Raw genomic sequence first — 10,867 nt, forward strand, 5'->3', positions numbered from 1 at the left:
ACAGCTCCCACAGCTCATCCGGCACCAGGCGCTCCACAATCATCACACCCGAAGTTTACTCAACCTTCCAAATGAGATGACTTCTATGTGCTGTTGAGTCGCTATCTCGACTCCGAAGGGCCCTGGCTCGAAGCAGGTGAGGCGGTGTCCGCCTGGCACGTCCTGACCGCCGCGAACCAGCTCAGGGAGAGGCCGGGGGACATCGTGGCCCGGCTGGAGCAGCTCGGCCACTCTTTGGCGGACGATGTGCGGCTGCCGGAGTTCGTGAGTTCCAGGGATCTACTGCTGCTCCGCGGGCCGAACGACGACGACCACGAGCCCGAGCTGACCGTTGTCGGTGAGACAGTGCCGATGGGTCATGTCCTCTGGTGTGCGACCGAGTTGGAGTGCCCGCCGGCAGTGGTGCGCGAGATGCTGGCGCTACTCGGCCATCTACTGCCCAGCGGCGCGAGCGTGCCCGAGCGGGTGCTGTCGGACGATCTGCTGATGCTCAGCGCCGAACTCGACTGGCGGGCGCCCTGGCTGCCGGTCGACGAGCCGGTGCCGCTCGGGCACATCCTGCGGGTCGCGGCCAGACTGGGCCGCCCACCGGTCGAGGTCGCGGCCCAGCTGGTGGGGTTCGGCCACCGGCTGCCTGAAGGCGTCGTGTTGCCTGCCGAGGTTCACCCCGACGACCTGTGGGTGCTCAGCAAGCGGTTGGACGGCCAGCCGCCCTGGCTGGAGCCCGGTCGCCCGGCCGGGATCTGGCATGTGCTGGCCGCCGCCCAGGAGGTCGGCGAGCCGCCCGAGGAAACGGCCGAGCGGCTGGCGGAGCTGGGCCATCCGCTGCCGCCGGGCATGGTGGCGGCGCACGGCGCCGAGTATTTCGATCTGGTCGAGATCGACACCGGCCCGAGCCCTGACCGGCCGCTGACACTGGCCGACGTGCTGCGGATGGCGGGGAGTCGCCACTCCCCGGCCGACACCGCCCGCCGCCTCCAGGACCTCGGCTTCACGCTCGCCGGCGACGTCGTCTACGAGTGACCCGCAGTCACCCGCCCTTTCCCCGTGGTTCGGACACCCGTTCTGGCCTGGTAGTGTTCTTCCTGTCGCGAGGGAAACGAACAGAATCCCCCGTCAGGCGTCAGCGGTGCTACCAGAGCACGTCCCGCTTTCAGCGGGGAGAGTCCGTGCAACCCGGGCCTGGCGCTCCACGGTCGAACGGGCCCGATACCTTCCCAGGTACCGGGCCCGTTCGCGTTTCCGTCATAGTGCGCCCGTTCGGCGCGCCGTCAGCGGAGCACGCCCCGGACGGCCTCGGGGTCGGTCGGGGAGAGCGGGGCGGCGTCGGGCGAACCGGCCGCCCCGGTCAGGGACTTGGCGGCCGGGGGCGGCGTCACGTAGACCGGGTCGGGCTCGGCGCCGGGGGCGCAGGTCTTGGCGATCCGGCCCTTGCCGCCGGGCAGGCTGCCGTCGCGGAGGTAGGCGGTGAAGGTGTCGTCCAGGCACGCGTTGCCGTGGAACAGGATCTCGTGGAAGCTGCCGCCGTCCTGGACGACGAGCTTGGCGCTGGGCAGCGCGTCGCGCATGGCGAGCCCGCCCTCGTAGGGGGTGGCGCCGTCCTCGGTGGACTGGAACAGCAGCACGGGCGGCAGGCCCTTGCCGGTGATCTTCAGCCGGCCGGCCCGGTTGCCCTCGTACGGCCAGAACATACAGGCGGCGTTGTACCACATGTTGTTGTAGGTGTAGAAGGGCGCGACCGCGTCGACCTCGGCCTGGTCCTTCTTCCAGTACTCCCAGTCGCGCGGCCAGGCGTTCTCGGTGCACTGGACCGCGTTGTACGCGGGGAAGGAGCCGTCGTCGGTGCCGGGGGCCGCGTAGCGGTTGTAGGCGATGGCGAGCGGCCGGGTGTCGTGCTGGGTGACGTACGCGGAGAGCACGGTGGCCATCCGGGGCCAGCGGAGGAAGTTGTAGCCGCCGCCGTAGAAGGTGTCCTCGAACTCGGCCGGTCCGATCTTCCCGACCGCCGGGGCGGCGTCCAGCGGGTCGCTCCGCAGGGCGGCCTCGACCTGGTCGTAGGCGCGCTGGATGTCGGCGGGGTCGGTGCCGAGGTGGTAGACGGAGTCGGCCTTGGCGGTCCAGGCGGTGAACGCCTCGAAGCGGCGCTGGTGCTCCTTGTCCTGGAGCTTGTTGTGCTCGTACCAGGTGGTGGTCGGGCCGACGATGCTGTCGAGCACCATCCGGCGCACCCGGGACGGGAACAGTTGTCCGTAGGTGGAGCCGAGCGAGGTGCCCCAGGAGCCGCCGTAGAAGTTGATCTTCGGCTCGCCGAGGGCCCGTCGGATGCTGTCCATGTCGCGGGCGTTGTCGACGGTGGTCATGTGGGGGAGCAGCCAGGACCAGTCGGCCGCGCAGTCGGAGGCGTAGCCGGCGGCCTTCTTCAGCCAGGCCTTCGCGGTGCCCTGGTCCACCTGGTAGTCGGGGCGTTCGGCGTCGAAGTAGTCGGGGTCGCAGACGACATGGGGCTCGCTGCCGTTGGTGCCGCGCGGGTCGAAGCCGATCCAGTCGTAGGTGGAGGCGACGTCGGCCGGGATCTGTCCGGAGATGAAGGCGGGCATCCAGAGGCCGGAGTTCCCCGGGCCGCCGGGGTTGAGCAGGATCGGGCCTTGGCGCTTGTCCTTGGGTGCGGTGGCCGGGAGCCGGTTCAGCTTGATCCTGATCTTGCGGCCGCGCGGGTCGGAGTAGTCCACCGGGACGTCGAGCATCGCGCACTGGAGCGTCGGTGCGGCCGGGTCCTCGCAGGAGCTCCAGGCCAGGGTGCCCTGGCCGGTGTCGGAGAGCACGCTCCGGTCGTCGAGCCCGTCGGCCCCGGGCTCGACGCCGACGGCGGCGGAGCCGCCGAGGACGGCGATGGCGGTGGCGGTGGACAGTAAGGTGAGGACTTTTCTCATGGTGAGCATGATGTGATATGTGCAATGTCACAGCCACTCAGCTGACATGACGTTATGAAGCTGTGACGGCCCGGTGGTTCGGAGACGGCGGCCGTTCGTGGTCCGGCGCACCCGCTCCGACCTGGTAGTGTTCTTCCTGTCGCGAGGGAAACGAACAGAATCCCCCGTCAGGCGTCAGCGGTGCTACCAGAGCACGTCCCGCTTTCAGCGGGGAGAGTCCGTGCAACCCGGGCCTGGCGCTCCACGGTCGAACGGGCCCGGTACCTGAAGAGGTACCGGGCCCGTTCGCGTTCCCCGGGGCCGTTCGCGTTTGCCGAGCCCGGAGGCAGGCCCGCGGACCCGTCCGCGTCACCCGACCGGGCGGTCGGAGCCGAGTTCGCGGGAGATCCGCAGACCGACCTGGGCGACCACCGGGCCGAGCGAGCGGACCCGGGCGGCGGTCATCCGGGAGGTGAGGCCGGAGACCGAGAGGGCGGCGGTGACCTCGCCGGTGTGGTCGAAGATCGGGGCGGCGACGCAGCGGACCTCGGGCTCGTTCTCGCGGTCGTCGATGGAGTAGCCGCGGGCGCGGATGCGGGCGAGGTCGGCGCGCAGGCGGGGCTCGTCGGAGATGGTCCAGGCGGTGACCGGGCGCAGCCCGGCCGCGACCACCTCGGTGACGGCCTCCTCGGGGAGCCAGGCCAGGATCGCCTTTCCGGTGGCGGTGCAGTAGGCGGGGGCCCGGCTGCCGACCCGGGAGGCCATCCGGACGTTGGTCTCGTCCTCGACCTTGTCCAGGTAGACGATGCCGGGCGCCTGCCAGACGGTGAGGTGGACGGTCTCGCCGGCCTCGCGCTGGAGGCGGCGCAGGTGCTCGGCGGCGACGCTGCGCAGGTCGAGGGTGGAGAGGTAGGCCTGGCCGAGCCGGAGCGAGCCGTGGCCGAGCCGGAACCAGCCGGTCTCCCGGTCGCGGTCGAGCAGGTGCTCGTCGAGCAGCGGGCCGGTCAGCCGCAGCACGGTCGACTTGTTGAGGTCGAGCGCCTCGGCGAGCTGGGCGAGCGGAACGCCGCGCCCGTCGCCGTGGTCGCGGACGTAGCCGAGGACGGACAGTGCGCGGCGCAGCGAGGAGGACTGGTTGCGCTCGCCCGCCGCCTTCCGCGGTTTCCCGGTGGTGGCGGCGGTCTGCTCCGTCATCGGTCCGTTCCCCTCTCGTTCCGCCGTCCGACTGCGGCGGTTGTCGAACCGTACCCCCTACGGGCATGCGGGCCACGTTTTCGATACAGCGTTGTGCACTGCAAAACTTCCCGAATCGGCTCTTGTTGGTCGTCCGCGCACCCGCCTAACGTCCCTGGCATCGAGCAGGCGACGCCGCCCAGACGAGCGGCCGCACTGCCGTACCCACCCGCGTCACCACCCCCACATCCACCATCGGCCCCGGTCAGGGCCTGCTGCGACGTGCCCGTCCGCGACGGCGCGTCCCGGCGGCAGCTGTCGGGAGGGGAGGCTTCCCACCCATGCGCATCGTCAGACGGACCACCGCGGCCGCCGTGCTCGCCGCCACCTGCCTTGCCGCCGCCGCCTGTTCGCCCGGCACCGCCGTCCCGGCCGGCGAGAAGGCCGCCGACGACAAGAGCGGCACCCTGCAGGTCTGGCTGTACAACGAGGCCGGCAACGCCGCCAAGGAGGCGGTGGTCGCCAAGGCGGTCACCGAGTTCCAGTCGGCCCACCAGGGCGTCACCGTCAACGTCAGCTACATCGACACCGACGCCTCGGCCCGCGCCGCCAAGATGAAGGGCGCGTTCAACGACCCCAGCAGCGCCCCGGACCTGGTCGAGTTCGGCAACACCGACCTGCCCGGCTACGTCGCGGCCGGCGGCCTCGCCGAGATCGGCGCCGACCTCGACAAGTGGGCGGACAAGGGCGACCTGGACCCGGCGATCGCCAAGACCGCCGTGCTCGACGGCAAGACCTACGGCCTGCCGTGGTGGGTCGGCGTGCGCGCGCTGTACTACCGCACCGACCTGTTCACCGAGGCCGGACTGGCCGCGCCGACCTCCTACGACGAGCTGGTCGCCGCCACCCGGAAGATCCACGCCGCGCACTCCGACACCTTCGGCATCGCGATCGGCGGCAAGTACACCTTCGGCGCGCTGCCCTTCGTCTGGGACGCGGGCGGCGACATCGCCGCCAAGGACGGCGACAAGTTCAAGGCGGCGATCAACTCGGCCGCCTCGCAGACCGGGGTGAAGCGCTACACCGACCTCTTCGACGAGGCCGGCTGCCCGGCGCAGCAGTGCGCCGACCTCACCGGCGGCAAGACCGTCGACCTGTTCGCGGCCGGCAAGGCCGCCATGGCGATCCTGCCCAACTCCAGCCGCAGCAAGGTGGACGCGGGCGCGGCCAAGGACAAGTACGCGGTCGTCCCGCTGCCCGGCGCCAAGGCCGGCAGCATCGCCCCGGCCTTCGCCGGCGGCAACAACCTCGGCGTGATGAAGGCGGCCAAGCACCGCACCCTGGCCGTGCAGTTCGCCCAGCTGCTGGCCGGCCCCGGCTACCAGGAGCAGATGTACGACGCGATGGGCAACCTGCCGACCCTGAAGTCGGTCAACGCCAAGGTCGCGGCCAAGGACGCCTTCCTGAAGCCGTTCACCGACACCATCGCGGCCGGCACCCGCTTCGTCCCGCTGGACCAGGCCTGGGCACAGATCGACGCGCAGGCCGTCATCCCGACCATGCTCCAGCAGGTCGTCACCGGCAAGGCCGACGTGGCGAAGGCCTCGGGCGACGCCGCCACGCAGATCACCTCGGCCTTCGCCGCCCGCTGAGCCCGCCCCCGGGGAATCCAGAGAGCAGGTCCCGCACGTGTCCGCACCCACCACGACCGCCCCGGCGGCGCCGCCCTCCCCGAGCGGGCGGCGCCGGGGCGCCGCGGCGGCCGCGCCCCCGCGCGGCCGCCGCCGTACCCCACTGCTGCTCCTGCTGCCGGCGGCGGTCGTCATGATCCCGCTGGTCGCCTACCCGATCTACCAGCTCGGTCTGCTGTCCGTCCTGAACTTCGGGCAGGCGCAGGCCTCCGGCGGCGTGCCGACGAGCTTCGTCGGCCTCGGCAACTACCGGAAGATCCTGAGCGACGGGCAGTTCTGGTCGGTGCTGTCGCAGACGCTCGGCTTCGCCGCGTTCTGCGTGGTCGCCACCCTGGCCGTCGGCGCCACCCTCGCGGTGCTGCTGACCAGGGTGGGCCGGGTGCCCCGACTGGTGCTGACCACCGCCGCGATGGCGGCCTGGGCGGCGCCGGCGATGACCGGCTCGACGGTGTGGAGCTTCCTGTTCGACACCAACCTCGGTCTGGTCAACAAGACCCTGGTGGGCATCGGCCTGGACGGCTTCCACGAGTTCAACTGGTTCTACGACAAGTGGACGGCCTTCCTGATCGTCGGTGCCGTCGTCGTCTGGCACTCCTTCCCGTTCGTCATGGTGACGCTCTACGCGGGCATCAGGGCGATCCCGGCGGAGGTGCTGGAGGCGGCGGCGCTGGACGGCGCCAACACCTGGACGACCTTCCGCCGGATCACCGCCCCGATGCTCCGGCCGATCCTGACCATCGTGGTGATCCAGTCGGTCATCTGGGACTTCAAGGTCTTCACCCAGATCTACGTGATGACCGAGGGTGGCGGCATCGCCGGCCAGAACCTCGTCCTCAACGTCTACGCCTACCAGAAGGCCTTCGCCTCCTCCCAGTACGGGCTGGGCGCGGCCATCGGCGTGATCATGCTGCTGGTCCTGGTGATCCCGACCGTCCTCTACATCCGCTCGCTGCGCAGGACGGGGAACGAACTGTGAACGCCCGTAGCCGCTGGCGCCTCGGCGCCAACACCACCGCCCTCCTGGTGGCCGTCGTCACCGCCTTCCCGATCTTCTGGATGGTGCTCTCGGCCTTCAAGCCGAAGGGCGAGGTGCAGTCGCTCGACCCCCGGCCGTGGACGGCCCACCCCACCCTGGAGAGCTTCCGCCAGGTGCTGAGCGTGGACGGCTTCGGGCGGTACTTCGTCAACAGCCTGGTGATCGCGCTGTCCGTGGTGGTGCTCTCCGCGCTGGTGGTCTTCCTCGCGGCGGTCGCGGTGACCAGGTTCAGGTTCCGCTTCCGCACCACCATCATGGTGATGTTCCTGATCGCCCAGATGATCCCGGTCGAGGCGCTCACCATCCCGCTGTTCTTCATGTTCCGCGACGCGGGCCGGTTCGCGCCGGGCATCGGCCTCAACACCCTGGCCTCGCTGATCCTGGTGCAGCTGGCCTTCTCGCTGCCGTTCGGGATCTGGATGATGCGGGGCTTCGTCGCCGCGGTGCCGGTGTCGATCGAGGAGGCCGCGCAGATCGACGGCGCGAGCCGGACCAGGATCCTCTGGACGGTGCTGCTGCCGCTGGTCGCCCCCGGGCTGGCCGCGACCAGCGTGTTCTCCTTCATCGCGGCGTGGAACGACTTCGTCTTCGCCAAGACCTTCATCATCAGCGCTACCGAGAACCAGACCCTGCCCTCCGCGCTGCTGGTGTTCTTCAAGCCGGACGAGAACGACTGGGGCGGCATCATGGCGGCCTCGACGCTGATGACCGTGCCGGTGCTGATCTTCTTCATCGCGGTGCAGCGCAAGCTGGTCTCCGGGCTGGCGGGCGCCGTCAAGGACTAGGTCCTCTCTTTCGGATCACGCCAGGCGGTCGCCGCCGGAGCACGCACCTCGCCGGCTTGTCGTCGGTCGCCGATGCTCCGCATGGACTCCCTCCTCCGCACCGCCGATGCACGCACTCCAACGACGCCCGCTCGTCCGACGTGATCCGAAAGAGAGGGCCTAGGTGCTGTTCTTCGGCGGAAATCGCCGCGACGGAGGGGCTGCGGCGGGTGTAGCGTCCGGGCCCGGGGAGGTGGGGTCCATGGACCGGGAACGTGCCGACGGGCAACTCGCGCAGATCGCCGAGACGGTGGGCCTCGCCCGCCGTCTCGGCACCCGTGTCTGGCTGCGGGGCGGCTGGGCGATGGACTTCTTCCTCGGTGGGCCGACCCGCGACCACGAGGACATCGACTGGTTCGCCCCGGCCGCCGACGCCGCCGCGCTCGCCGCCGGCCTCGGCGCCCTCGGGTACACACCGCTGGAGGGCGTGCCGCCGGAACAGCAGCTGGACTTCGTGAAGGACGGCTTGGAGTCGAGCTTCGCCCTGGTGGACCTCGCGCCGGACGGCCGGGTGCTGGTGGCCGGCGGGCCCTGGGCCGGGACGGCCTGGCCGGCCGGGCTGCTGGACGGGCCGCCGGGGCGGATCGACGGGCTGGTCTGCCCGGTGGTCGCCGCCGAGGCGCAGATCGAGATCAAGCGGATGATGCCGGTCTGGGACCCGCGTCGCCCCCGGCGGGCGAAGGACGCCCAGGACATCGCCCGGCTGCGGGCGGCGCTGGCTGCCCCGGCGCGGGCGTAACGCCCGCAGGGCCCGGCGCCGGACCCCGGTCCCGGCGCCGGTCTCAGGAGACGCCGCGCGGCCGGAACTGGACGCTGATCCGGGGCCCGGCCGGCCGGGCCGTCTTGGGCACCGCGTGCTCCCAGGTCCGCTGGCAGGAGCCGCCCATCACCAGCAGGTCGCCGTGCCCCAGCCGGTGCCGCACCACCGGCCCGCCGCCGCCCCGGGGCCGCAGCAGCAGGGCCCGGGGCTCGCCGACCGAGAGGATCGCCACCATGGTGTCCTCGCGTTCCCCGCGGCCGATCCGGTCGCCGTGCCAGGCCACGCTGTCCCGGCCGTCCCGGTAGTAGCAGAGCCCCAGGGTGCGGAAGGGCTCGCCCAGTTCGGGCCGGTAGTACCCGCTCAGCGTCGCCCGGGCAGCGCCCAGCACCGGGTGCGGCGGCGGGTCGTCCTCCCGGTAGGAGGCGAGCAGCCGGGGGACGTCCACGGTCCGCTCGTACATCTCGCGGCGCTCGGCCCGCCAGGGCACCTCGGCGGCCAGCTGTTCGAACAGCCGGTCGGCGCCGTGCAGCCAGCCCGGCAGCAGGTCGACCCAGGCGCCCGCCCCCAGGACCTCTCGGCGCACACCGGTCAGCGGCCCGAGGGCCGGCCCGGCCGGGCCGGGGTCGTCGAACAGGGACGGCTGGAGGTGGACGGCGGCGGTGGTGCTCATGACTCCAGCCTACGCCTGGAATCGAACATGCATACGAATTAGAGGATGGGTGGGGATCGGGGGCGTGGGTCGGTGAACCGATTTCTGACCAGGCGCGATCGCCTGCTAGTGTTCATCCCGTCGAAAGGAAACGATCTTCGCGCAGCGGGGATCGGATCGGATCGAGCAGGCGTCAGCGGTGCTACCAGAGCACGCCCTACTTTCAGTAGGGAGAGTCCGTGCGACCCGGGCCTGGCGCTCCAACGGAAGCGGTCGTCCCCCTCGGGGGCGGCCGCTTCTTCGTGCTGCGCCGGAGTGGCCCCGGCGGCCCGGGTGCCTTCGGTCGGTCCGGATGCCTTCGGTCCTATCGCACTCGTGGCTCGAAACCCATCGGCGCGGCCGACAATCGGCCAAGGTCCCGTGCCAGGTGGATCGTTCGTTCGTATCGCGTACGGGCGTCCGGTCAGCGGTAATGGCGGGCCTCCAGGACTGACGATGCGTCAAAGGATGGCCGAAAACACCGGGTTGTGGTGTGAATATGCCATTGGAATGTTCGTCGTACGAGTTCCGGCAGTAGCCTTCCGTGTCGAACCCGCCACTCGTGGTGGCGGTCCGGTCGGCGTCTGACGGCCACGCCCTGCGCCGTGGCCTGCGCCGCTTCCTCCCCCGAACCCCTCCGAAGGAGCCCGAGTGCCGGGTATCGACGAGTGCCTGTCCCAGGCGATGACCATCGCCGGGGCCCGCGCCGCCGGTCTGATCGACTGGAGCAGCGGACTCGCCCTTGGCAGCGTCGGAGTCAGTCCGACCGGCGACCACGACACCACGGCGGCGGAGGCGACCGACCTGGTCCGGGCGGCCGTCGAGGGAGCCACCTTCACCGCGGCGGAGGACGGCAAGGCACCGTTGCAGGACATCATCCTGACCGCGGGCCGCAGTTACCACCTCCTTTGCTTCATCGATACCGTCTTCGACAGCCGCCTCGTCCTGCACCTCTGGCTGGACCGGGCCGAGGGCAACCTCGCCGGCGCCCGCTACCGGCTCCAGTCGCTCGCCGAGGAACTGGTGCTCGGATGACGAACCCCGTCACCAGCGACCCGGCCGCCACCGTCAGCACCCAGGTCGGCTTCCGGCCACCGGCCGGCCCGGTCGCGCCCGCGCTCCCGGTCGCCGTCGACCCCGGCTGGACCCCGGGCGCAGCCGTCGAACGGCTCGCCGCCGAACGGGCCACCGGCGCCCTGCGCGGCCCTGCCGGAACCGTCTACCTGGTCGACGGCCTGGTCACCCACGCCGAGTCCCACCGGGCCCCCGACCTGGCCACGCTGCTCACCACCAGCGGACGGCTCGACCCGGACACCTGGCAGGAGGCCGTCCACCGCTTCGGCCCGTACGCCCGGGTCGGCGAGGCCCTGGTCGAACAGGGCCGGCTCACCCGCGGCGAACTCGAACTCTGCCACCTCGGCACCCTCTACGACGCCGCCTGCTTCCTGCTCGACACCCCCGCCACCCTCGCCTCCTGGACCTTCGCCCCGGGCATGCGGCACTGGCTCGGCCCGGTGGCCGCGGTCGGCGCCCACCGGCTCCGCCGCGAGGCCGAACGCCGGCGGCACCTGCTCGACCGGATCTGGCCCTCGGCGCAGCTCGACACCGTGCCGCTGCGCCGGACCGCCGCCCAGGCCCCCGCCCCCGGGCGCCACGCCCGCCGGGTGCGTCCGCCGACCCGGCGCCAGTACGAGCTGCTCGACCGCGCGGACGGCCGGAGAACCGTCGCGGAGCTGGCCCGGCTGTTCGGCCGGTCCGCGTTCGCCACCACGGCGGACGTCCGCCG

10 protein-coding genes are annotated in these 10,867 nt (G+C 71.5%); 7 read left to right on the forward strand and 3 right to left on the reverse strand.

The features are described 5' to 3' along the window. The first annotated feature begins 93 nt into the window (after positions 1–93). Positions 94–1,023: a hypothetical protein gene (locus tag BI06_RS35505; protein ID WP_149030584.1), complete on the forward strand. Its 930-nt coding sequence runs from the start codon at positions 94–96 to the stop codon at positions 1,021–1,023. Positions 1,024–1,271: 248 nt separating this feature from the next. Here BI06_RS35505 and BI06_RS35510 read toward each other — a convergent pair whose 3' ends face one another. Beyond that, entirely contained in the window at positions 1,272–2,930 is a 1,659-nt protein-coding gene (locus tag BI06_RS35510) for an alpha/beta hydrolase (RefSeq protein ID WP_051742649.1), read from the reverse strand. 348 nt (positions 2,931–3,278) lie between these two features. After that, the gene (locus BI06_RS35515) at positions 3,279–4,103 is read right to left on the reverse strand and encodes an IclR family transcriptional regulator (protein ID WP_051742629.1); all 825 of its coding nucleotides are present in this window, start codon (positions 4,101–4,103) and stop codon (positions 3,279–3,281) included. A gap of 320 nt (positions 4,104–4,423) precedes the next feature. On the opposite strand from BI06_RS35515, the gene BI06_RS35520 reads away from it, so the two are divergent. The 4 genes from BI06_RS35520 (at position 4,424) to BI06_RS35535 (ending at position 8,372) form a co-directional block, all read left to right on the forward strand. Further along, positions 4,424–5,734, forward strand: coding sequence for an extracellular solute-binding protein (locus BI06_RS35520; protein WP_030396332.1), 1,311 nt, complete (start codon positions 4,424–4,426; stop codon positions 5,732–5,734). A gap of 37 nt (positions 5,735–5,771) precedes the next feature. Further along, positions 5,772–6,749 carry a carbohydrate ABC transporter permease gene (locus tag BI06_RS35525; RefSeq protein ID WP_030396331.1) on the forward strand — a complete coding sequence of 326 codons (978 nt, stop codon included), beginning with the start codon at positions 5,772–5,774 and terminating at the stop codon, positions 6,747–6,749. Beyond that, positions 6,746–7,594: a carbohydrate ABC transporter permease gene (locus BI06_RS35530; RefSeq protein WP_030396330.1), complete on the forward strand. Its 849-nt coding sequence runs from the start codon at positions 6,746–6,748 to the stop codon at positions 7,592–7,594. Before BI06_RS35525 ends, BI06_RS35530 begins: the two co-directional genes overlap by 4 nt. Before the next feature lie 241 nt (positions 7,595–7,835). Then, positions 7,836–8,372: a nucleotidyltransferase domain-containing protein gene (locus tag BI06_RS35535; protein WP_043475257.1), complete on the forward strand. Its 537-nt coding sequence runs from the start codon at positions 7,836–7,838 to the stop codon at positions 8,370–8,372. 43 nt (positions 8,373–8,415) lie between these two features. Here the strand turns inward: BI06_RS35535 and BI06_RS35540 are convergent, their stop codons facing one another. Next, a complete protein-coding gene (locus BI06_RS35540) occupies positions 8,416–9,063 on the reverse strand; it encodes an alpha-ketoglutarate-dependent dioxygenase AlkB (RefSeq protein WP_043475259.1) in 648 nt (215 codons plus the stop codon). 669 nt (positions 9,064–9,732) lie between these two features. Between BI06_RS35540 and BI06_RS35545 the strand changes: the two genes are divergently transcribed. Next, complete coding sequence (locus tag BI06_RS35545; RefSeq protein ID WP_043475262.1) at positions 9,733–10,116, forward strand: hypothetical protein; 384 nt, start codon at positions 9,733–9,735, stop codon at positions 10,114–10,116. Continuing rightward, a partial coding sequence (locus BI06_RS35550; RefSeq protein WP_051742630.1) for a hypothetical protein occupies positions 10,113–10,867 on the forward strand: 755 nt, incomplete at its 3' end. The genes BI06_RS35545 and BI06_RS35550, both read left to right, overlap by 4 nt.

The sequence above is a fragment of the Kitasatospora sp. MBT66 genome, from assembly GCF_000710405.2.
In the GTDB taxonomy this organism is placed as follows: domain Bacteria; phylum Actinomycetota; class Actinomycetes; order Streptomycetales; family Streptomycetaceae; genus Kitasatospora; species Kitasatospora purpeofusca.

What these genes read in the sequence shown, in the direction of transcription:
- BI06_RS35510 (WP_051742649.1), bottom strand. Translation starts at nt 2,930, where the DNA reads ATGAGAAAAGTCCTCACCTTACTGTCCACCGCCACCGCCATCGCCGTC.
- BI06_RS35535 (WP_043475257.1), top strand. Translation starts at nt 7,836, where the DNA reads ATGGACCGGGAACGTGCCGACGGGCAACTCGCGCAGATCGCCGAGACG.
- BI06_RS35540 (WP_043475259.1), bottom strand. Translation starts at nt 9,063, where the DNA reads ATGAGCACCACCGCCGCCGTCCACCTCCAGCCGTCCCTGTTCGACGAC.
- BI06_RS35515 (WP_051742629.1), bottom strand. Translation starts at nt 4,103, where the DNA reads ATGACGGAGCAGACCGCCGCCACCACCGGGAAACCGCGGAAGGCGGCG.
- BI06_RS35520 (WP_030396332.1), top strand. Translation starts at nt 4,424, where the DNA reads ATGCGCATCGTCAGACGGACCACCGCGGCCGCCGTGCTCGCCGCCACC.